The sequence below is a fragment of the Corynebacterium sp. LaCa_23 genome (assembly GCF_058182375.1).
This window is the reverse complement of record NZ_CP190825.1, coordinates 1,106,195-1,127,221: the sequence shown is the minus strand read 5'-3', so window position 1 is coordinate 1,127,221 and position 21,027 is coordinate 1,106,195. Positions and strand designations below refer to the sequence as shown.

The window sequence follows — 21,027 nt, the reverse complement described above, 5'->3', positions numbered from 1 at the left end:
CGCTTTAAAGGAATATCAACCATGGATACCAACACCACTTCGCGCACCAGAGCCCACAGGCCTGGCAGCCGCATCATCGCGGCGGTGATTACCGCCCTCATCGCGTTTTTCGTTCCGGCCACACCAGCCTTGGCCTTCGAGGACGTCTTTGACTCCGGCCATATCGATGCGTTCTACGTCACCGCGCCGGATGGCCAGCTGCACCTATCCATGCAGGAAGATGTCACTGGTTCACACGTCCAGCGTCCTGGCGATGACGTGCTGCTCCAGGTCGTGGAATCGGCATGGTCCGATGCCACCGAGGCCGTTCCCGAGATTGGTCAGTCAACCTACTTCCTGCCCCAGACCCAGGACCCGAATATCATCTGGCCGGGCTGGGATACGCAGCCAGCCCGCGATGGCGGCTTTACCAACATTGACTTCGAATTCACCAATATCTCCGGGCCGGGTTCGGTCTATGTCTTTGAAACCACTGGGTTTGGCAACGTCGGCGCCGTGACCAATTCCGGTTCGATGGAGCTGACCAGCGGCGAGGTTATTAACCAGCCGAGTCCTGCACACCGTCACGTTAACTGGGCTTTTAGTGAGGCCGGTACCTATGAGATGACAGTTCAGGCCTCCTCCAATGGCCAAACCAGTAATGCAGTGACCTATACCTGGCAGGTGGGCGAAGGCGGAGAGGCAGTCTCCGGTCACCGTTCTGCCGGCGGTTCTGGCGATGCAGACAACTCCGGCAATGACGCTGGACACGGCAATTCCGAGGGCGGCCAAGGCGGCAACGCTGCAAGCGGCGGACAGTCCACGGACCCAGAATGCCGTCCGGGTATTATCCCGAAGATTAAAGACGATACGGTCTCGCCACCGCAGTGGCGCGATGCCGATGGCGCGACTTTCTACCTCTCCGATAATTCCGGCGTCGAGCTGCCAGAAGATGTTGGACCCGTTTCGGCCGGCCAGGCGTGGATGATCGGTTCTACGCAGGTCGATGGCGTGCCGTGGCTTGGTGCGAATACCCAGAGCCCCTCCATGCGCGAGCACATTCCGGGCGACGTGACCTGGGAACTCGTAGACATGAAAGGCCCTGGTGCCATGATGGTCTACAGCCAGGGTGGCCTGGGCAAGATCGTCGGCGATGAATGGTTCCGGGGCGCCAACGGCGCCGTTGAAGGCAGCTACAATATCGCGCCCAATACCCACGTGCACCCTAACTGGGTCTTCGAAAAGCAGGGCGCCTATGACGTGACGATCCGCCAGGTGGCCCAAACCTCTGCCGGCAAGCAGGTGGCCGGCCAGGCAACGCTGCACTTTGTCGTCGGCGGTGGCAGGCCAGAGGGCTCCTTCGATAATGGCCACTTTGACCTGGGCGCGGAAGTGAACCCGGATGGCGGCGACTGTGGTGTTGGCGCCGCAGCCGGCGCGGGCTCTAATGGTTCCCGTTCTGGCCAGGATGGCGCTGGCGGTTCCGGTGCGAACGCATCCGGTAAGGGCGGCAACGCGGCTCTTGCCAATACTGGGACCCCCACCATGCCGCTTGGAATCGGTGTGCTCGGCCTGGGCATGCTGTTCCTTGGCCTGGGTATTGCACGCCTAGCTGTGGCGAGGGCAAAGAATTAATGCCAGTGCCCCACTACCGTTTCGTACCGCGCGGGCTGCAGGCCGTCGGGGTGCTCTTTAGCGTCTCCCTCCTTGCGGCAGGCTGCACGACCTCGGCAGCGGTGGATACCTCAGATCGCTTCAGCGTGGTTGCCACGACGCCCATTTTGGCGGATATGGCCCGCCACGTCGCAGGCGAGGATGCCTCGGTCACCGGGCTTATCCCGAGTGGAAAGGACCCGCACACCTTTGAGCCCACGCTGCGTACGGTGCGCAACGTGGCCAATGCGGATCTGGCCTTGAGCAATGGATACCTCTTGGAACCGCAATCGCTGATAGATACCTTGCACGAGTCCACGGACGCGCCCGTGGTGGAAGTCGCTGACTCCGCCTCCACCCGCGGCGCTACCCTCGTGCCGCTGGTAGAAGATGTCTCCCTGGATGCCATCTGGTTGGGCCTGCGCATCAGCGGTGCTGAACAGCGCAACTCCGGCGTCGATTTCCGCATGGTCTCTGCCGAGGGGCCAGGCGATGTCGCAGCCTACGTGGTCTCCACCTTCGGTACGCCGGAAGTGCTGTTTAATAGCGCCGATGGCATCGACGCCGGCGATGATGCGGTCACCCTCCCAGCCAATGCGCACACGCACGTCTCGTGGGGTTTTTCTGAGCCGGGCATCTATAAGCTTGGCTTTCAGGCCGATGGCACGGAGGTAGAGCACCTCACCGTCGCGGTGGGCGTGAACCCTCCGGAAGATATGGATGTCATTGATTCCGGCCACGTGGATATTGCCGCTGATGTGGCTAAGGGATCTATCGATCTGCGCGATCAAGACCAGCATTTTGATCCCGCGCATACCGCGGTAGCGGTCCCCTCCTCGGTCCTGCAGCCCATTCCGCCGGATCCCGCTTATCGCTTCTTGGGCACGCCCGGTGCGGATACGTACCTGCTCCCCCAGGCGGTCTTGGGTAAACACATCCACGGCGAGGTGGATCCGCACCTGTGGCACAACGTGGACAATGCCATTGCCTATGTCGATGTCATCGCTGAAGAAATGGCGAATGCGGATCCGTCCCACGGCGCCGATTACCGTTCCCGTGCCGAGTCCTATATCGCAGAACTGCGCGAGCTTGACGGGTACGTAGACCGCGCAATCTCTTCCATCCCGCAGAGCAACCGGCACTTGGTCACCACCCACCACGGCTATGCCTACTTAGAGCAAGGCTATGGCCTGTCGGTGGCTGGGTTCGTGACGCCCAATCCCGCCATTGAGCCTTCGCCGCGGGAGGTCATTGCCCTGCGCCGGACGCTGGAGAACCTCCACCTTCCCGCGGTCTTTGTGGAGCCGGTGGAACAGGCCAGCGCCAGCACGCTGAAGGAGGCCGCCGCGCAGCAAAACGTGGAGCTATGCCCCATTTACGGCGACACGCTTGATGATGCCGTGCCTACTTATATCGATCTCATGAAATTCAATGCTGACTCGCTGCAGCGTTGCCTACATCCTTCGAATGGAGATAACCATGCTTAACATTGCCTCTCGAACCGTTACCCGCGCGGCCACTCGCACGGCAGCCTGGATCGTCACCGCCGACTTGGCCGTATCCGCAGCGCCCGCTTGGGCCGGCGACCTCGCGCAGGTGGTCGGCGCGGATGAAACCGTGGCGCCAGAGGGCGAAGAAAAGGTCATCGATGCGGGCCACGTTGACATCGGCACGCTGCTTAATGGCTCTGATGCCGAGCTATTGGCCCGCGATGATGCAGGCGATTCCCCGGTGTGGCGTCACCTTGATGACCTGGTGTTCTCGGTGGGCGATGCGGCTCAGCAAACCCTGCCGGATACCGATGATTTTAGCTTTGTGGGTGCCCAATCCGGCGAGGATGTCTGGGTGGTACCGCAAACAGAACAGGTCGGCGTCCCGTGGCTGGGGTGGAATACCCAGGCGCCTTCGCTTGTCGATAATGCCGATCGCGGCGTCACCATGGAATTCCTCGGACACTCCGGCCCAGGGGATTTTTCCCTCTTCTTGCAAAACGGCGGCTTTGAGGCACCCCAGCTGCTGTGGTCTACGGCAGAAAAAGGCGAGTCTGAATTCTGGGTAGACCTTAATACGCACACCCACGCCAACTGGACTTTTACGGAGCCGGGCACCCACCAGGTGGGCATCCGGATTAAGGGCGAGACCACAGACGGCGAGGAGTTTAGTACCGACGGCGTGCTGACCTTCGCCGTAGGCGATGGCGCAGACATCCAGGCCGCCCAGGATGCGGAGTGGAACCCAGCAGACGCCACAACCGAGGATTCTTCCCTGCCGGTATGGGTGTATGTTTTGGTCGGCGGCGGAATCATCGTGCTGATCGCCGGTGTTGCCGTGCTCGCGAAATCCCGCAAGCGAGGCGATGGCCATGTCTAAGCCGTGCATTCAGGTGCGCGGATTGCAGGTAGCCCTATCTGGCCGCACCGTGATTGAGGACGCCAACCTCGAGGTAGGTACCGGTGAATTCATTGGGCTTCTAGGCCCCAACGGTGCTGGTAAGACCACGCTGATGCGCTCTATTTTGGGCCTCATCCCCTCCTCTGGCACGTGCACCGTCACCGGCTCTGTGGGCTATGTTCCCCAGCGCCACGAGGTGGAATGGGGTTTTCCCATCAACGTGTACCGCACCGTGCTCAGCGGGCGTACCGGGCTCATCGGGTGGTTCAAGCGCCCGAGGAAAAAGGATCATGCCGCCGCTGCAGAAGCGCTGCGCTTGGTGCATATGGAGGAATTCGCCTCCCGTCCCATCGAGGAGCTTTCCGGCGGCCAGCGCCAGCGCGTACTGATCGCCCGCGCCCTCGCCATCCAGCCAGAGGTCTTGCTGCTCGATGAACCTTTCACCGGGCTCGACGCCCCGAATACCGAGGCGCTTTTGGAGCTTTTCGCCGAGCTTGCGGAGCAAGGAAAATCCATCGTGATGTCTACCCATAACCTGTCTGAGGCGGCGCACACGTGCAAGCGCCTGGTGCTATTTAATCGCACGGTTATCGCAGATGGCCCCGCCGATGAGCTTTTGGCCGACAAGGATCCGTGGACCCGCGCGTTTGGCGTCAGTGCCTCGTCCCCGTTGCTCGCTGCGATTGGAGTGGCTGCATGATTGATATCTCATTTATCGATTTCCTGCGGGATTTAACCAATCCCCACCTCGATTTCCTCGCCCGGGCGGTGGGCATTTCGCTCATCGCCGCCATCGTGTGTGGAGTCATCGGTTGTTATGTGGTGCTGCGTGGCATGGCCTTTATTGGCGATGCCGTCTCGCACGCCGTGTTCCCGGGCCTGGCCATCGCCTTTGCGCTGCAGACCTCGGTCCTGCTGGGCGGGGCGGTTGCCGGTGCGGTCGTCGCGGTGCTCATCGCCGCGTTTTCGCAACGCAACCACGTGCGCGCCGATTCCATCATCGGCATCTTTTTCGCCGCAGCCTTTGCCTTGGGCATGGTGATTATTTCGCGCACGGATGGCTATAGCGCATCGCTGACCAGCTTCCTCTTTGGATCGCTGACCGGCGTTTCCCGCACAGATATCACCGTCGCGGCAAGCGTCTGCCTGGTGGTCCTTGCCGTAGTCGTGGCTTTTGGCCCGCAGCTAAATGCCACCTGCTTGGACCGGGAAACCGCCCGCGCCATGGGCCTGCCGGTCTTCGCCCTAGATATCATCCTCTACCTGTGCGTGACCGCCGCGGTGGTCATTTCCGTAAGCACCATCGGCAATATCTTGGTCCTCGCCCTGCTGATTACCCCGGCCGCCACGGCGCGCCTGCTGACGGCCAACCTCACCACGATGATGTTCCTCTCGGCCATCATCGGCGCAGTGTGCAGCTTCTTCGGCATCTATTTGGCGTGGGCCATCGATCTTCCCGCGGGCGCGACCATCGTGTTAACGCTCACGGTCCTCTTCCTCATTGTCTGGGCCCTGCATCCCTTCCTGCGCTCTCGCCGCAAACCGGGCCACTCTTCTCCTCGCGTGCCAGCTAACGCTTCCGAGAACACCCCACGAAAGGAAACCATCGAATCATGAAACCTTTGTGCCGTACCGCTCTTGCTCTAGGCACCGCCGGATTCCTCAGCGTGGGAACCCTCGCCGGTGTGGGTCTACCCTCTTCCGTTATGGCCACCGCGCATGCCGCAGAGACCTGCAGCGCCGAGGACTTTATCCGCATCACCGAAGGCCACCAAGACATGGCGCTCAAGGATGAAGGCGGGGATATCAGCTTTGTGGTCAAAGACGACCAAAAAGAAAAGGAATACCAGTCCGAAGAATTCGCGGTAGAGGTAGCGGAGAAGAACAAGCAGCGTATTTCTGATCTCAAGATCCCTTCCCTGCCCGACGAGGGATGGGTGCTCCCGCAAACCCAGATTAAAGACGTTCCGTGGTTGGGTTTTAATACCCAGGAACTCTCGGAGGAATACCTCGGCTCGAAGCAGACCGCGACCCTAAGCATGGCCATCGCGTCTGGTCCCGAGGATGGGCGCATCGTGGCCTTCCAGAATGAGGGCATCGGCGATCTCAAGATCCGTATGGACACCGAGGACGGCACCGCTTGGGATTATCCGGGCAGGTCCCACTCCCACCCTGCCTTCGCTTTTACCAAGCCGGGCACTTACGCCGTGAGCTTTACCTTTGAGCTTCCCGATGGCTCCCGCCACCACCTGCACGCCGGATTCCTCGTGGGCGATGACGCGGATCCAGCAGAGCTGTGCGGCGTGGACTACGACGAGTCCGATGATGCCGAAGGGAGCGTTCCTTCGGGCGGAACTTCCCGCCCAGATCAGCTGGCCAAGGACATTAAGGGAGTAGATAAGGCCATCGCGGGCCTGGATAAGGAGCTGGAAAATACTCTGAAGGAAGGCCAAAAATTCCTCGAGGGCGATAAAAAGAAGGACAAAGACTCCAAGGATAAATCTGGCGATAAGCCGTCTAAGCAGGGCCAGTCCGGTGGATCCGGCGGCTCCGGTGGAAAGGCCGCAGAGAAAAAATCTGGTTCGAAGCAGGGATCCGCCCAAGGCTCTAAGTCGGGGTCAAACTCCGGATCCAACAAGGGATCGGCCCACGGTTCTGGGGCAGGCTCTGGTGCTGCGTCGCGCAATTCGGGTGGGGGCTCATCGAAGGGATCATCGTCAAGCAGCGGCTCTCGCTCCGGTTCTAAGGCCTCGCAATCCAAGTCCGGCGGAAGTTCTGGCCAGAAATCCGCGGGCAAGTCCACCCCGCAGTCCAAGAGCAGCAAGTCTAAGGACAGCAAATCCAAGGGCACTAAGTCCGAGAACCGGAGTACGGCGCCAGCGCCCAACGCGTCCGCGGGCGGCAAGGGCCAGAACAATGAGGCGCTTGCCGATGCCGCCTATACCGCCTCGCTGACCAAGAGCAGCTTCTGGGCAGGCATCTTGGCTGGGCTCGGCGCATTCGCGCTGGTGCTAGGAATTGGCCTTTTGGTCTATGTCCAATTCTTCCGCAAGAAGGGCGCCGGCGAGCAGGCTGCACAGCCCGAGCAGCCAGCGCAATCTGTACCGCCGCAGGCCGATGATGCCACGACGCAGATCCCGCGCGTGCGCTAATGCTGCCCCGGGTTGCGCCCGGGCCGCTACACGCGGGTTTTAGTGGCTAAAAAGTCCCACACAATGTTTGCGGTATCCGGCTGCCAGAACCACGTGTGGTCGCCGGGTACTTTGTACAGTTCCACGTCCTTGGCGCAACCATTGAAGTTCAGCCGCTCGGAGTCACCGGCGGCGGGGCGGGCCTGAAAGGTCATATCGCAGTGGTTGCGGTGCAGATAGCCGCCTAAGACGGTGCGCACGGGAAGGTAGCCGGATTCATGGCGGGTGCCACCCTCATAGGTGAGCATTTTATCCCTGGTGCCGTGCATGATGAGCGTGTGCATCGGCGCATCAACGCAATTGGTTTCCACTGGGGTATAAAACGCTCCGGAGACCATCGCTACCGCCGCGAACATATCTTGGGCGTGGCAGCCCAATACTGAGGTAAAACCGCCCCCATTGGACATTCCCATGGCGTAGACGCGGTTGCGGTCCACGTGATAGTCCGCATCCACAGCATCTAAAATGCGCTTGATAAAGCGGATATCCTCGCCGTCGCGCGTCTTTGCATAGGGCGCTGGCTCCCAGGCGCGTTCGAAGCCTTCTGGATAGACGATGATCGCATCATCGGTGGCCTTAGTCGTTCCCATGCGCGCGTAGCCAGAGAACTCCTCCGGGGAATCTCCCCACCCACCAAATCCAAAGAGCACCGGTGTAGGAGCCTCGGGCGAGTAATTATCTGGGATGCGCAGGAGGTAGCGACGCTTTTTGCCTTCATGCTCCATCTCCAGCGACCGCATGTCCCCAGGAGCAATGGGCGGATGGGGGTTGATGCTGGCATCAGGCGCTGGGCGCGCCGGCGCCACGTCTGGGGCTGGGGCCGGCGCAGGTGCTGGCTGGTTCGGCGTGGATTCCTCAACGCCTTCTGGCAGCAGGTGGGAGTCATCCGGTGCCGGTTCCGGTGCAGGGGCGGGAGGGGCCGGTTTCTCGGGAGCTGCTGGCGTTTCTTGCGCAGAAGCCAATGCCGGGGCAGAGAACGCACCGCTAGCAATCAGGAGCGCTGCAAGGAGATAGCCGGCCCGTAGGGAAAATTTAGTAACATTAGCCACATTGTTAACACTAGCCACAGCCGCCGCGCCAACGGGTGCCCACACGCTTGGCGGAGGGCAATTTCTACCAACTTTTAATAAGGCACTAAGCTAGATCCTCATGCACGAAGACAGACCAAGCACCGCCCCCGATTTCTTGCTCTCCCGAGCAACGGGGTCTGTCCGTACCCAAGGTGCGCGGGCAACCTTTACCAGTGCCGAGGCCGCGGTTGACGCCTTGCGCCGCGGCGACGCCGAGATGGTAGTTGGTGCCATCCCCTTCGACTCCGATACCCCCGCCGCCTTGACCGTTCCAGAGTCAATCATCCGGGAAGACGGGCCGCTAGAACCCCACGCGTTCTACCGCAACCAATCGCTCAATTCCCGCGTCGTGGGCTTTGACCCAGAGCCCGAGGAGCACCTGCGCCGCGTGGAGGCGGCCATCGGCACCATCGAGACCTCCAAACTAGAAAAGGTGGTCCTCGCCCGCGCGGTCGATATCGAATTTGCCGCCCCCATCGACCCCCGGCTCGTGGCCGCGCGCCTTATCAATCTCTCCGTCAACCGCGACGGGTTCATTGCGGATCTCTCCCCCGCAGGCCGCCCAGGGGCCATGCTGGTTGGTTCCTCGCCGGAGGTACTCATCAAGCGCCAAGGCTCGACCGTGTCTGCATTCCCACTCGCCGGCTCCACGCCACGCCGAGCCAATAAAGCGGCAGACCACATTGCCAGCCAAGACCTCTTGCACTCCGCCAAAGATCTGCTCGAGCATTCCTTCGTGGTAGAACACCTGCGCAGGATATTAGAGCCGCTGTGCAGCAGCCTCGATATTCCCGAGACCCCGCAGCTCATACACACCAATGAGATGTGGCACTTGGGCACGCCGGTCACCGGCACGTTGCGGGATAAAGACCTCACCGCCCTGGAATTGGCAGAAGTAGTCCACCCCACCCCTGCAATCTGCGGCACGCCAACGGAAGCGGCGCAGGCGCTTATCGAGACCGCCGAGACCGACCGCGGCTTCTATGCCGGCACCGTCGGCTGGTGCGATAGCTCCGGCGATGGTGAATACATGGTAGCCATCCGTTGCGCAGAAGTTGCCGGTGATGGCCTCTCCGCCCGCGCGTGGGCCGGCGGCGGCGTGGTCGGTGCCTCCAATGCCCAAGCCGAGCTGGAAGAAACCACCGCCAAGCTCCAAACAATCCTTCGCGCGCTCAGCCTTTAAAAGCGCGGTGTGGCTTAGCGCCTCTTCGCTACCAGGACCACATCACTGGTGTGATGGGCGCCTGCGCCGCTAGTAACATGGCGCGGCGATCGCCGCAGGGTCTGCACCGTCAATTCGGTAAGATTTTCTGCCAGCCATTCCGGCCTAGCAATTTCTTCTGATTCCATGTCGTGGTGGACATAGAGCAAGGTTCCACCCGGGGCAACGAGTTTTTCTAGCAATGCTACTTCCCCTGCGGTGGCGCGGACGCTGCCGTAGTGGACTGTAACCAGATCAAAGGGGGCGTGGCTAAATTCATCAAAGGTGGCAACTTCGGCGGGGACTCCACGCGCCTTGGTCCGCGCTACGGCCGTGGGAGCAAAATCGATGCCGAGCACTTGCCAGCCACGCTCGTGTAACCACTGGGCGTCAGCGCCTTCCCCGCAGCCGATATCGAGGGCGGTACCGGCCGGAAGGTCGCTGACATGGTCCACCAGCGTCGCATTCGGGCTCCCTGACCACACCTGTGCGGTGGCGCGGTAGCGCTCCTCCATCTCCTGCGCGCTCGGCGCGGACCCGCGGTGGCCTTGATGCGAATGTTCCGGCACGCCGTTCTCCTTCTACCAGTACCTCACCAGCGGCAGCTGCATTGCAGTGAACCTACTGCGCCCTGGCAATCGTATTGCGCAGGGTGCCAACCCCTGGAATCTCAACCTCAATGGTATCGCCCGGCACCATTGGTGCGGTTCCTGCAGGCGAGCCGGTAGTGATGACATCGCCAGGCAGCAAGGTATAGGCGGCAGAAATCTCTTCCAAGATGCCGCCCATCTTGACGATCATCTGATCCGTATTGGAATCCTGCTTCTGCTCCCGGGAACCATCGTGGGTCAGGTACGCATTGATCTTCTGATCATCAAGATCCAAGCTCTCTAGGTCCGTTTCAATCCACGGGCCCAGCGGGCAGAAGGTATCAATGCCCTTAGCGCGCGCCCACTGGCCATCCTTAAATTGCAGGTCACGCGAGGAAACATCGTTGCAGATGGTGTAGCCCAAAACGTGGTCTTTCCAGTTTTCAGCCTTGATATTCTTCGATGGCTTGGAAATAACCACGGCCAGCTCGCCCTCAAACTCCACGTTGGTGGCGTAATCGGGAATCTTGATGGCCTCATTCGGGCCGATAACCGCGGTCGATGGCTTCAAGAAGATGGTTGGCGGCAGCGAATCCGAGGACTTCTTAAAGACCTCCGCGACGTGGTCGGCATAGTTCCGGCCGAGCGCTACGACCTTGGTAGGCAGGGTCGGCGCCAAGAGCCGCACCTCGCCCAGCTTCCATTCACGGCCGGTGGGCTCCGGTGGGGTAAATGGCGTGCCGGAGATTTCTTTAGCTACAAGCTCCTCCATCGGGGCATCTTTCGGCCCGTCAATGATGGCAAAGCAAATTCCTTCTGGGTGTGCAATTCGTCCTAAACGCATAACGGCCATCCTACTAAACGGTAGCCTTTACATGTGTGCAAAGTTTGCGGTGTTAATTTGCGAAGATCCTTTAGGTCCCCTCCGGAACCGGATTCGCACTCAGGATTCCTTACGCTTAAGCCTTCAGGCTCCCCGCGATGCGGTCTCCCACCTCGACGGTCTTGATTGGGGCATCGCCACGCTTGGCGATGTCCTCCGCCACCGCCTTTTCAATCTTCTGCGCATTGTCTTCATCACCCAGCTGCCGCAAGAGCATCGCCGCCGACAAGATGGCCGCGGTTGGATCCGCGATGCCTTGTCCAGCAATATCGGGCGCCGAACCGTGCACCGGCTCAAACATGGAGGGGTTCTTACCCGAGGCATCGATATTGCCCGATGCAGCCAATCCAATTCCGCCGGTAATAGCGCCTGCTAAGTCCGTTAAGATATCGCCGAAGAGGTTATCGGTAACGATGACATCGTAGCGGGCCGGATCCGTCACCATGTAGATGGTCGCGGCATCGATGTGGTTGTAGTCCACTTCCACCTGCGGATATTCTGCCGAGACTTCTTCTACCGTGCGGTGCCACAGATCGCCGGCATTGACGAGGACATTCGTCTTGTGCACCAGGGTCAGGTGATTGCGGCGCTGCGATGCCCGCTCAAAAGCCTCCCGCACCACGCGCTCTACCCCAAAGCGGGTATTTTGCGAAACCTCGCTGGCTACCTCGTGCGGCGTACCTTCCCGCAGCGTGCCGCCATTGCCGCAGTACAGGCCCTCGGTGCCTTCTCGCACCACGACGAAATCAATCTCGCCCGGGTTAGCCAGCGGCGAGTGGGCCGTGGGATACAAGATGGAGGGGCGCAGGTTCACGTGGTGATCGAGTGCAAAGCGCATCTTCAATAACAGGCCGCGCTCCAGAACACCTGGGGGGACCTCGCCGGGTGCACCAATGGCGCCCAGCAAAATGGCATCGTGCTCGCGCAGGCTGGCCAGGTCCGCGTCCGTTAAAAGCTCGCCATTGCGCAGGTAGCGCCGCGCGCCCAGGTCATAATCGGTGGTTTCAATATCGCTGCACACCGCCCGCAATACCTTCAGGGCTTCCGCCGTTACTTCTGGCCCAATGCCGTCGCCGCCAATAACCGCTAATTTCATTAGATAAGATTCCTTTCTCACATAGTGGATTAAACATTAGCCTACCAAAGGAAACCCGCCCATCGCAGCAGAAATCTGTGCGATGGGCGGGCACACGTACGCGGTTAGGCCACTCTCCTAACCTGCGCTGAGGTTATTCATCCATATCGAATTGCTGGCACGTAGCGCCAAGGGCCGAGTTGATCTCCTCGATGAGAGAATCTGGCACCTCGGACTCCACGCGCAAGATGAGCACGGCATCGGATTCCTGCTTGCCCTGCGTCAAGGCCGCGGCGATGATGTTGATACCTGCTGCACCCAGCTTGGTACCCACGGTACCCAGCGCGCCTGGGGCATCGGCATAGCGGAAGAAGAGGTTGCGGCCCTCAGCCCGCATGTCCACGCCGCGGCCATTGATGCGCACAAACTTTTCGGTCCCGTCGATGCCAATGAGAGCACCGGTAAGCGAAGACGTCACGCCCTCTGCGCTAATGACCTTGACCTGCAAGGAAGAACGGTGGCCCTTGGATTCTGGGTTGGTGGATACCGAAACCTCGACCCCGCGGCTTTCGGCAATCTTCATCGCGTTGACGAAGGTAACCGGCTCTGAGGTCACGCCGCTAAACAGGCCGCGTACGACGGAAAGGCCCAGTACGTCCACGTCCTCAGTGGACAGCTCGCCGCAAGCCTCGATCTCCACGGCGACGGGAGCCTGGTCCAACAGGCGTCCGGCCGTAAGGCCCAGCTTGCGGGCGAGGTCGAGCCAGCCGGCAACCTCTTCTCCCACCGTGCCGCCGGAGACGTTGACCGCATCGGGAACGAACTCGCCGGCCAGAGCCTTGAGCACAGATGCGGCGACATCGGTACCCGCGCGGTCCTGTGCCTCCACGGTGGACGCGCCCAAGTGCGGCGAGACCGTGACCTGCGGCAGCTTAAACAACGGGGAATCCGTGCACGGCTCCGTGGAGTAGACGTCAAAGCCCGCACCGCGGTGGTGGCCGGAGGTAATGGAATCCGCCAAGGCCTGCTCGTCTACGAGGCCGCCGCGGGCGGCGTTGATAAGAATCTGGCCTTCCTTTGCCTTGGCCAGAAGCTCCGCGTTGAACATTCCGGCGGTCTCGGGCGTCTTTGGCAGGTGAATGGTGACAAAATCTGCCTGCGCCATCAGCTCTTCCAGCTCGACCAATTCCACGCCAAGCGCTGCCGCACGCGCCGGATTGGCATAAGGATCGTGGGCAATAATCTTCGTTTCAAAGGCGCTTAACCGCTGGGCAAAAAGCTGACCGATGTGGCCGAAGCCGACGATGCCAATAGTCTTACCGTAAACCTCGACGCCCTTGAAGGAAGAGCGCTTCCACTCGCCCTCGCGCAGGGACTGATCCGCCGCAGGAATCTGGCGGGCAGTGGCCAAGAGCAGGGCAATCGCCTGCTCGCACGCAGAGTGGATATTGGAGGTGGGAGCGTTGACCACCATGACGCCCTTATTGGTGGCAGTGTCAATATCCACGTTATCCAGTCCCACGCCTGCGCGGCCCACAATCTTCAGTTTGGGCGCTGCTTCTAAAACTTCAGCGTCGACCGTGGTGGCCGAGCGCACGAGCAGCGCATCCGCCTCTGGAACCGCGGCAAGCAATTCCTCGCGGTTCGGGCCATCTACCCAGCGCACCTCGACGGAATCCCCCAAAGCCGTCACAGTGGATTGGGCCAATTTATCGGCGATAAGAACTACCGGCTTCGACATATCATCCTTCGTTTCACTTCGTTGTGCATTACGCGACAATAACCGCGTGTGAAGGAAGTGTAGTTCAGTTTGGGGTGCCCTGCCGTATTTTTTCCTTAAATTCTTTCACATGACCGAATTCCGGGCCCAAAGCGATAAGCGAGCCCTCATCGAGCCCTGCCACCATGGCCATACTCCGCTTATCTTCCAGCGGATCCGCCGTCGGCATCACCAATACCGAGCCACCATAGGCCGCGGCAGTAATGACATTGGCTACCGGACTATCCGCCGTGGCCACGATATTGGGCGCCATCTGGCCATCGCGCCGCGACTGTGCCGGGACGGCCGGCAGCTTTTTGCCATCATCGTCAGGTTCGCCCTCATAAGGAATCCAGGCAGGACGCAACTCAACGTAGGGTGTTTTATCCAGCCGCGCGATGTCCTTGACCACCTGGTTCGGCGAGGCAACCACCTTGGACTCGTACTGGAAGGCCGTAAAATCCCCCAGCGCTTCATGCGTTCCCGGATCCTTGATGACAGTGAAATCACCGCTGGATTGCGTCCACGGGATATCGCCCACGATGACGAGTCGTTTTACCTCCAAGTCTCCGACCAAGTTGAGGATGTCACCGCGGCGCGAAGGATCGTATTCCACGGCTGGCAAGTGCTGGTTAATCGCCAACGTTGCCGCGCGCAACACGGATTTATCATCGGGCGCAAAGAGCACCATGGAATCTGAATCATCGAAGAAGGCCCGCGCGGCGTCGATGCCACTCGGATCGTCGATGATGTCCAGCTTGCCGGCGAATTTGGGATCGATAAGGCGGTTTTGATTCTCTGACTTGGCGCGCTCAAGCTCAACATCGGACTCGGAGAGATCCGAAAGCCCACGCTTAACAAGCTTGGGCTCCTGCAAGGCATCACCGCAGCCAACAAGTACGAGGGAGGCTGCGATAACCACTGCAGCCGCCCGATACCTCTTAGCGGCCAAACGCATGTGGCCCCTCTTCACCGCCGGCCAGGTTTGCTTCATCGACATCTCGAATGACGGGAATGCCTAAGGTTTCTTCCACTAGATCCACGAAGCGATGGCGACGATCAGCCAAGAATTCCTGAATTTTTGACTCCCTCAGGTTAGCGACATCGAGGTCGTGCGATGCCAGGACGGCATCAAATTCCTCGTCTTCCATGATGGACTTGGACTGCACGCGAGGCAGGTAGCGGTTCGGCGCGAACCCATCGAGGACGACCTCTGTGCGCTTGCCCATCGGAGTGTAGTTCATGACCGAATGGGCCAAGACCGAATCCACCCCGTGGCGCTGGCACCAATTCAGTGGGAATACCGGGAAAAATCCGGGCTTCAATTCTTCAAAGGTGTGGCGAGTAAATTCGCTGCCCGTCCGCCAATCCTTCGCGCCGCGGGCCATAAGCAGGGCGTAGATTCCGTGCCACACCCCATCGTTTTCATCGACCGAAAGCAGGCGGGATTCCCGGAATCCTGCATCCGCGACCGTCTTGGGAACATCGTCGGTGGCCCCGGCAACCCACTCGGTCACCTCGTCCACGTCGCGCGCAGCGCGCAGCGGCACCGCGGAAGAACCGTAGAGCTCGCCAAAGACGCCACACCAGAACCACTGTTCAATGCGATCCCATGCCTGCTGGCTGGAAAGGGCCCCAGGCCGCTTGGCCAGGCGCGCGATGATGACCGCCAGCGGCACGATCTGTTCCGTATAAGGAACCTGATCGAGGCTTAAAATGCGGCGCTGCGCCAAGAATTCGGCAACCTCGTGGAAGGTAATGCGCAGGTCGTGCGCGGCCGCCTTGTACTCGGACAGGGACAGCTTCAAAATGTCTTCGCGCTGGCCGCCGGCATTGCCCTTCTCCCCTGTGACCAAGAGGGATACTGCGGAGAGGAATTCATTACGTCCGATGCCATCTAGCGCAGGAGAATCCCGCAGATCCTTTTCCACCTGCTGCCAATCGTTGGCAAGGTGGAAGGTCGGATCTTCGGAGGCAAAGACGGCGGTTAAGAGATCGAAGACATCCATCTGTAAGCCTGCGGAATTTGCCTGGGCAAAGATGGAACCGATTCCGGAGCGCTCCGTTTCGCGGGATAGCCGGATCATGGGGATATCGTAGCCCGCTAAGGGGCGCACGATGCGGTTATTGAACGCGGCAAGTTCGGCGCTGTATTGCTCGTGTGTGGCGGCGAGCTCGAAAAGCATGCTGGTGCCTTCCTCGCTGAGTAGCGAGGCCACGGGGATGCACATATTGTCCAGCCCATCCTGGCGGCAGGTAATAGCCCCATCAACGTCGGGGCCGAAGTGCGAGCAGATCTCGCCGTTTTGGTCGACGGCGAAAATGGCGTCATCGGCAAGCAAGTCCCCGCTTACCGCGGCGCGGACGTCGATGAAAAAGCGGCGGTGGACCTTCTTTTTCCGGAAGTCAGTGGTCTTGACAAAACCCTCGCCATTAAAGCAGTGGTACAGGGAGGTAAGGCGCTGTTGGCCGTCCAAGAGCAGCAACCCGGGCTCGACGCCAACCTCGGGCGCACCCGCCAGCACCCTGGGGCGGAAACGCATCTTTTCATTGCGGGTATCCAGGGCCATCAGCGCGCCGATGGGGTATCCACGCAGGACCGTAACGATAAGTGAGCGGATGCGGTCTTCATCCCAGGCGTAGCTGCGCTGGAAATCCGGAAGCTGGATATCGCCCCGGTCAATCCGCGAAAAAAGGTCCTTGAGATCATAGCTTGGCGTCGTAAAACCCATAGGGCCAATACTACCCGCAACATCTTCGCGATACCTCACGGGCGTAGCGCTGGAATCCAAGGTACAAGTAAGAAAAGCGGCCCACGGGGAGTTTCCCGCGGGCCGCACTGGATTCAGCTATTGACTAGGCAGTAGCGTCCAAAGGATTCTTGACCCAGCTCATGAGATCGCGCAGCTTGGTGCCGGTCTTTTCGATCTCATGCTGCGCAAATTCATCGCGCAGGTCTTCCAGTTCCTTGTTGCCGCCCTCAACGTTGGCGAGCAGGCGCTTGGTGAAGGTGCCGTCCTGAATATCGGACAGGACATCCTTCATGCGCTGCTTGGTATCGGCGTTGATGATGCGTGGACCGGAGATGTAGCCACCGAACTCAGCGGTATCAGAGACCGAGTAGTTCATGTTGGCAATGCCACCCTCGAACATCAAGTCCACGATGAGCTTCATCTCGTGCAGGACCTCGAAATATGCCATCTCTGGCTCGTAGCCGGCCTCGGTGAGGACCTCGAAACCGTTGCGGATGAGGAACTCGACACCACCACACAGGACGGCCTGCTCACCAAAGAGGTCGGTGACCGTCTCTGCCTCGAAGGTGGTAGGGATAACGCCGGCGCGGGCGCCACCGATGGCAGCGGCATAGGACAGGGTCAGGTCATGGCCCTCGTTCTTCGGATCCTGCTCAGTGGCAATCAGGCAAGGAACGCCCTTGCCGTCAACGAACTGGCGGCGGACCAAGTGGCCCGGACCTTTAGGTGCGACCATACCGACGGTGACGGACGCAGCCGGCTCAATCAGCTTGAAGTGGATATTCAGGCCGTGTCCGAACAGCAATGCATTGCCGTCCTCCAGGTTTGGGGCGATGTGCTCTTCGAAGATCTCCTTCTGGGAGGTATCCGGTGCCAAGAGCATCACGACGTCGGCCCACTTGGATGCCTCCGCGACGGACTTGACCTCGAAGCCGGCCTCTTCTGCCTTGGCTGCAGACTTGGAGCCCTCGCGCAGGCCGATAACAACCTCGACGCCGGAATCGCGCAGGTTCTGGGAGTGGGCGTGGCCCTGGGAGCCGTAACCGATAACCGCTACCTTGCGGCCCTGGATGATCGACAGGTCAGCATCGTCGTCGTAGTAGGTATCAATTGCCATTTCAAATCCTCAATTCTTTGGTAGGAAAAGCTGTAATGAAGCGTCCTAACGCAGAGTATATACCACTGCGCGAGACATTGTGTTCACATCGTGAGATTTTATTTACTTTTTGGGAGCCGTAGCCTTCGGGCCGCGCCCCAAGGCTACGTGGCCCGATTGCACGAGTTCGCGAATGCCGAAGGGCTCGAGGACCTCAAGTAGCGCCGCGAGCTTGCCCGGCGTACCGGTAGCCTCCACGATGACCGATTCCTTTGCCACGTCCACCACGCGGGCGCGGAAGATATTTACCGCATCCACCACCTGCGCGCGGTTAGAATTATCAGCCGCCACCTTTACCAACATGATGGCGCGGGCGACGGTGGAATCTTCCTTGAGTTCCACGACCTTGATGACCGGAATGAGCTTATTGAGCTGTTTGGTGACCTGCTCAATAATGACCTCAGAGGCATCCACGACGATGGTCAGGCGGTTAATCCCTGGGGTTTCCGTGTGTGCGGAGACCAAGGACACCAGGCTGTAGCCACGGCGGCTGAACATTCCCACCACGCGGGCGATGATGCTTTCTACATCCTCGACTAATACCGATAAGGTATGGCGAGTTACCTCGTTGTGCGTCATGGTTTATGCCTCCTGGATGGTTTCGTCGATCTCAGCCGGGGTTTCCGCGGCGGATTCAGCTTCATCAAAAAGCGGGCGCAGGCCGCGGGCGTACTGGATTTCCTCATTGGAGGCACCGCCGCCGATCATGGGCCAGACTTGCGCATCTTGGCCGACGATGAAGTCAATGACAACTGGCTTATCGTTAATTGCCTGCGCGCGCTTAATGGCCGGAACGACATCCTCTTCGCACGTGACCCGGATAGCTTCGCAGCCAAGAGCCTCGGCCAAGCGGACGAAGTCCGGGGTGAAGGCGTGTTCTTCGCGCAGCTTGGTGTGCGAATAGTGCCGATCATAAAACAGCGTCTGCCACTGCCGGACCATTCCCAGGTTGCCGTTATTGATGACGGCAACCTTAAACGGGAAGCCCTCCAAGGCTGCGGTGGTAAGTTCCTGATTGGTCATTTGGAAGCAACCATCGCCGTCGATGGCCCAGACTTCTTTATCTGGGCGCGCCGCCTTTGCACCCAAGGCAGCGGGAACGGCGTAGCCCATGGTTCCGGCACCGCCGGAGTTGATCCACGAACGCGGGTGCTCAAAGTCCAAGAACTGCGCGGACCACATCTGGTGCTGACCCACGCCCGCACAGTAGATAGCTTCCGGCCCAACGGTCTCGCTGAGCTTTTCTAGGACGAATTGTGGGTTCAACAGGCCATCATCGGTGGGCTCATAACCGCGCGGGAAACGCTCCTGCATACCGCGCAGGTAATCGTGCCACTGTTTCACATCGGCGGCAGGCTGCACGTCCTTCTTGCGGTACTCCTTGCTCAACGCGGTCAAGCACTTTTGCGCATCGCCGACGATGGGGACCGCAACTTCCCGGATCTTGCCAATTTCTGCCGGATCGATATCGGCGTGGATAACCTTCGCATTGGGCGCGAAAGTGGAGGTATCACCGGTCACGCGGTCATCGAAGCGGGCACCAATGGCGATGATGAGGTCCGCGCGCTGCATGGCCGCGACGGCTGGGACGGTGCCGTGCATGCCAGGCATTCCCAGATGCAGCGGGTGGGAATCTGGAAAGGAGCCCAGGGCCATCAAGGTGGTAACCACGGGGATATTCGTCAGCTCTGCAAACTCCAGCAGCTCCTGGGAGGCGTTGGCTTTCATGACTCCGCCGCCGACGTAGAGCACGGGCTTTTCCGCATGCGCCATCAAATCCACGGCCTGGGCCACCTGCCGGTGGTGCGGCTTGGTAACCGGCTTGTAGCCTTGCAGGTCAAGCGTTTCCGGAAAGTGGTAATCCAAAAAGCCGTTTTGCACGTCCTTCGGGATATCCACGAGCACCGGACCGGGGCGGCCGGTAGAAGCCAAGTGGAAGGCGGCCGAAATAGCGGAAGGGATCTCTGCGGGATCCGTCACGATGTAGTTGTGCTTGGTAATCGGCATGGTGACACCGCGGATATCGGCCTCTTGGAAGGCATCGGTGCCCAAAAGGTTGCTGCCCACCTGGCCGGTGATGGCGACGATGGGAACGGAGTCCAGGTTGGCATCGGCAAGCGCGGTAACCAGGTTGGTCGCACCAGGACCGGAGGTAGCGATGCACACGCCCACCTTTCCGGAGGCCTGCGCATAACCCTCGGCGGCGTGGCCGGCGCCTTGTTCATGGCGGGTTAGCACATGGCGCAGCTTGGTTGAACCATGCAGTGCATCGTAGAGCGGAAGCACGGCACCGCCTGGAATACCGAATACGAGATCGGTGCCCAGATCTTCCAGCGTGCGGACAATAGCATGAGCCCCACTCATTCGCTCCGTGGGCGCAGCGGTAGTCGCAGCGGCCGCGGAACTAGGCGTGGGCGAGGATGTCGTTACCACGGTGTATGTGCTCCTTGGGTTGGTCTGTCATGGAAACTGATCATCGGAAAACGCCCTAGTTACAACTAAAGCCCCCGCGGGCCGGTGGTCTGCGGGGGCGAAAGCGTCGACGTTCAGGAAACGCCGCGGTCACCGCCGCGCTCGCACCACCTGAAGTCGAATAATGATCATATTTCCAACTATATACCGATAGAATTATATCTGGAAGCGGTTACCCCCTTTTGGAAAAACTTTCCCACATGTTGAAACGCGGCGGAAAAATGGTTCGCTTCCCCACCGCATGGTCAATTAGGCTGGCTGATTATGACCCCACCAGCACAGGACAAACAACCTCGTCAGTCCACCTCCCAGGCAGAGGTCTTCACCCCTTCCCGCGACCACATCTTGGGCATTTTAATTCTGTCCACGATCGCCTTGTTGAGCATCGGCTGGGCGCCCAAATACCTGGGATGGCTGCTCATTATCCCCGTCATCGGCCTATGGTGGGTCCTCAAGGCCCGCACGAGGGTCTCTGAGAAGGGCATCTCCATTTCCTATGCATTCCGCAAGAACGTCTCCATTGCGTGGGATGACTTCGCCGGGATTGGGTTCCAGCGCGCCCGGGCCTTCGCACAGACTAAAAATGGTGCGAAGCATAACCTACCTGGCGTAACCTTCAACTCACTGCCCCGCTTGGCACAAGCATCCCGCGGACGCATTCCCGATGCCCTCACCCAGGGCCGCGAGGCAGCCGATGACAAGGTCGTCATCGTGCACCGCGACGGGCAGCAGATCCTCTTAAGCAAAGAGGAATATGCTGCATACCTAGAAAAACACCCCGAGCTTAAAGATTCGGCAGATAATTAAATTTACTTTCTCCTCCTCCCCATCTGATTAATCTATAAGGAATGGTG

18 protein-coding genes are annotated in these 21,027 nt (G+C 59.9%); 8 read left to right on the top strand and 10 right to left on the bottom strand.

The features are described from left to right. Nucleotides 1-21: 21 nt before the first annotated feature. From ACP8IT_RS05520 to ACP8IT_RS05495, 6 genes are read left to right on the top strand one after another with little or no spacing between them, the layout of a single operon-like run. Nucleotides 22-1,614: a choice-of-anchor M domain-containing protein gene (locus tag ACP8IT_RS05520; RefSeq protein WP_474896456.1), complete on the top strand. Its 1,593-nt coding sequence runs from the start codon at nucleotides 22-24 to the stop codon at nucleotides 1,612-1,614. Continuing rightward, nucleotides 1,614-3,119: an anchored repeat ABC transporter, substrate-binding protein gene (locus ACP8IT_RS05515; protein WP_237799732.1), complete on the top strand. Its 1,506-nt coding sequence runs from the start codon at nucleotides 1,614-1,616 to the stop codon at nucleotides 3,117-3,119. The genes ACP8IT_RS05520 and ACP8IT_RS05515 overlap by 1 nt, the downstream gene beginning before the upstream one ends. Continuing rightward, nucleotides 3,112-4,002 (top strand): choice-of-anchor M domain-containing protein, encoded by an 891-nt coding sequence (locus ACP8IT_RS05510; RefSeq protein ID WP_490290549.1) that lies wholly within the window; start codon nucleotides 3,112-3,114, stop codon nucleotides 4,000-4,002. Before ACP8IT_RS05515 ends, ACP8IT_RS05510 begins: the two co-directional genes overlap by 8 nt. Continuing rightward, on the top strand, nucleotides 3,989-4,723 hold the full coding sequence (locus ACP8IT_RS05505; RefSeq protein ID WP_084539226.1) for an anchored repeat-type ABC transporter ATP-binding subunit: 735 nt from the start codon (nucleotides 3,989-3,991) through the stop codon (nucleotides 4,721-4,723). The genes ACP8IT_RS05510 and ACP8IT_RS05505 overlap by 14 nt, the downstream gene beginning before the upstream one ends. Next, nucleotides 4,720-5,640 carry an anchored repeat-type ABC transporter permease subunit gene (locus ACP8IT_RS05500; RefSeq protein ID WP_005280265.1) on the top strand — a complete coding sequence of 307 codons (921 nt, stop codon included), beginning with the start codon at nucleotides 4,720-4,722 and terminating at the stop codon, nucleotides 5,638-5,640. The genes ACP8IT_RS05505 and ACP8IT_RS05500 overlap by 4 nt, the downstream gene beginning before the upstream one ends. Then, entirely contained in the window at nucleotides 5,637-7,175 is a 1,539-nt protein-coding gene (locus ACP8IT_RS05495; RefSeq protein ID WP_284623084.1) for a choice-of-anchor M domain-containing protein, read from the top strand. The genes ACP8IT_RS05500 and ACP8IT_RS05495 overlap by 4 nt, the downstream gene beginning before the upstream one ends. Before the next feature lie 26 nt (nucleotides 7,176-7,201). Here ACP8IT_RS05495 and ACP8IT_RS05490 read toward each other — a convergent pair whose 3' ends face one another. After that, a complete protein-coding gene (locus ACP8IT_RS05490) occupies nucleotides 7,202-8,263 on the bottom strand; it encodes a CE1 family esterase (RefSeq protein WP_284623085.1) in 1,062 nt (353 codons plus the stop codon). Nucleotides 8,264-8,363: 100 nt separating this feature from the next. On the opposite strand from ACP8IT_RS05490, the gene ACP8IT_RS05485 reads away from it, so the two are divergent. Further along, on the top strand, nucleotides 8,364-9,467 hold the full coding sequence (locus ACP8IT_RS05485; RefSeq protein WP_284623086.1) for an isochorismate synthase: 1,104 nt from the start codon (nucleotides 8,364-8,366) through the stop codon (nucleotides 9,465-9,467). Between the two features lie 14 nt (nucleotides 9,468-9,481). On the opposite strand, the gene ACP8IT_RS05480 is transcribed toward ACP8IT_RS05485, so the two are convergent. From ACP8IT_RS05480 to ACP8IT_RS05440, 9 genes are all read right to left on the bottom strand, one after another. Further along, nucleotides 9,482-10,000 (bottom strand): class I SAM-dependent methyltransferase, encoded by a 519-nt coding sequence (locus ACP8IT_RS05480; protein WP_284623118.1) that lies wholly within the window; start codon nucleotides 9,998-10,000, stop codon nucleotides 9,482-9,484. Between the two features lie 106 nt (nucleotides 10,001-10,106). Next, nucleotides 10,107-10,919 carry a fumarylacetoacetate hydrolase family protein gene (locus ACP8IT_RS05475; RefSeq protein WP_023017826.1) on the bottom strand — a complete coding sequence of 271 codons (813 nt, stop codon included), beginning with the start codon at nucleotides 10,917-10,919 and terminating at the stop codon, nucleotides 10,107-10,109. Between the two features lie 115 nt (nucleotides 10,920-11,034). Beyond that, complete coding sequence (locus tag ACP8IT_RS05470; RefSeq protein ID WP_126318872.1) at nucleotides 11,035-12,054, bottom strand: 3-isopropylmalate dehydrogenase; 1,020 nt, start codon at nucleotides 12,052-12,054, stop codon at nucleotides 11,035-11,037. Nucleotides 12,055-12,187: 133 nt separating this feature from the next. Continuing rightward, nucleotides 12,188-13,774 carry a phosphoglycerate dehydrogenase gene (serA, locus tag ACP8IT_RS05465; RefSeq protein WP_005280258.1) on the bottom strand — a complete coding sequence of 529 codons (1,587 nt, stop codon included), beginning with the start codon at nucleotides 13,772-13,774 and terminating at the stop codon, nucleotides 12,188-12,190. Between the two features lie 64 nt (nucleotides 13,775-13,838). Then, nucleotides 13,839-14,750: a hypothetical protein gene (locus ACP8IT_RS05460; RefSeq protein ID WP_023028713.1), complete on the bottom strand. Its 912-nt coding sequence runs from the start codon at nucleotides 14,748-14,750 to the stop codon at nucleotides 13,839-13,841. Continuing rightward, nucleotides 14,734-16,524, bottom strand: coding sequence for a GmrSD restriction endonuclease domain-containing protein (locus tag ACP8IT_RS05455; protein ID WP_490290548.1), 1,791 nt, complete (start codon nucleotides 16,522-16,524; stop codon nucleotides 14,734-14,736). Before ACP8IT_RS05455 ends, ACP8IT_RS05460 begins: the two co-directional genes overlap by 17 nt. A 124-nt stretch (nucleotides 16,525-16,648) precedes the next feature. Next, nucleotides 16,649-17,662: a ketol-acid reductoisomerase gene (gene ilvC / locus ACP8IT_RS05450; protein ID WP_005282520.1), complete on the bottom strand. Its 1,014-nt coding sequence runs from the start codon at nucleotides 17,660-17,662 to the stop codon at nucleotides 16,649-16,651. Nucleotides 17,663-17,764: 102 nt separating this feature from the next. Then, nucleotides 17,765-18,280, bottom strand: a complete 516-nt coding sequence (gene ilvN, locus ACP8IT_RS05445; RefSeq protein WP_126318868.1) for an acetolactate synthase small subunit — start codon at nucleotides 18,278-18,280, stop codon at nucleotides 17,765-17,767. Between the two features lie 3 nt (nucleotides 18,281-18,283). Further along, on the bottom strand, nucleotides 18,284-20,134 hold the full coding sequence (locus ACP8IT_RS05440) for an acetolactate synthase large subunit (RefSeq protein ID WP_490290547.1): 1,851 nt from the start codon (nucleotides 20,132-20,134) through the stop codon (nucleotides 18,284-18,286). Nucleotides 20,135-20,437: 303 nt separating this feature from the next. On the opposite strand from ACP8IT_RS05440, the gene ACP8IT_RS05435 reads away from it, so the two are divergent. Further along, nucleotides 20,438-20,980, top strand: coding sequence for a PH domain-containing protein (locus ACP8IT_RS05435; RefSeq protein ID WP_005280251.1), 543 nt, complete (start codon nucleotides 20,438-20,440; stop codon nucleotides 20,978-20,980). The last annotated feature ends 47 nt before the right edge of the window (nucleotides 20,981-21,027 follow it).

Coding starts and splice junctions, on each gene's coding strand:
- serA (WP_005280258.1), bottom strand. CDS start 13,774: ATGTCGAAGCCGGTAGTTCTTATCGCCGATAAATTGGCCCAATCCACT.
- ACP8IT_RS05485 (WP_284623086.1), top strand. CDS start 8,364: ATGCACGAAGACAGACCAAGCACCGCCCCCGATTTCTTGCTCTCCCGA.
- ilvN (WP_126318868.1), bottom strand. CDS start 18,280: ATGACGCACAACGAGGTAACTCGCCATACCTTATCGGTATTAGTCGAG.
- ACP8IT_RS05500 (WP_005280265.1), top strand. CDS start 4,720: ATGATTGATATCTCATTTATCGATTTCCTGCGGGATTTAACCAATCCC.
- ACP8IT_RS05520 (WP_474896456.1), top strand. CDS start 22: ATGGATACCAACACCACTTCGCGCACCAGAGCCCACAGGCCTGGCAGC.
- ACP8IT_RS05435 (WP_005280251.1), top strand. CDS start 20,438: ATGACCCCACCAGCACAGGACAAACAACCTCGTCAGTCCACCTCCCAG.
- ACP8IT_RS05510 (WP_490290549.1), top strand. CDS start 3,112: ATGCTTAACATTGCCTCTCGAACCGTTACCCGCGCGGCCACTCGCACG.
- ACP8IT_RS05515 (WP_237799732.1), top strand. CDS start 1,614: ATGCCAGTGCCCCACTACCGTTTCGTACCGCGCGGGCTGCAGGCCGTC.
- ACP8IT_RS05505 (WP_084539226.1), top strand. CDS start 3,989: ATGGCCATGTCTAAGCCGTGCATTCAGGTGCGCGGATTGCAGGTAGCC.
- ACP8IT_RS05455 (WP_490290548.1), bottom strand. CDS start 16,524: ATGGGTTTTACGACGCCAAGCTATGATCTCAAGGACCTTTTTTCGCGG.
- ACP8IT_RS05480 (WP_284623118.1), bottom strand. CDS start 10,000: ATGGAGGAGCGCTACCGCGCCACCGCACAGGTGTGGTCAGGGAGCCCG.
- ACP8IT_RS05495 (WP_284623084.1), top strand. CDS start 5,637: ATGAAACCTTTGTGCCGTACCGCTCTTGCTCTAGGCACCGCCGGATTC.
- ACP8IT_RS05460 (WP_023028713.1), bottom strand. CDS start 14,750: ATGCGTTTGGCCGCTAAGAGGTATCGGGCGGCTGCAGTGGTTATCGCA.
- ilvC (WP_005282520.1), bottom strand. CDS start 17,662: ATGGCAATTGATACCTACTACGACGACGATGCTGACCTGTCGATCATC.
- ACP8IT_RS05475 (WP_023017826.1), bottom strand. CDS start 10,919: ATGCGTTTAGGACGAATTGCACACCCAGAAGGAATTTGCTTTGCCATC.
- ACP8IT_RS05470 (WP_126318872.1), bottom strand. CDS start 12,054: ATGAAATTAGCGGTTATTGGCGGCGACGGCATTGGGCCAGAAGTAACG.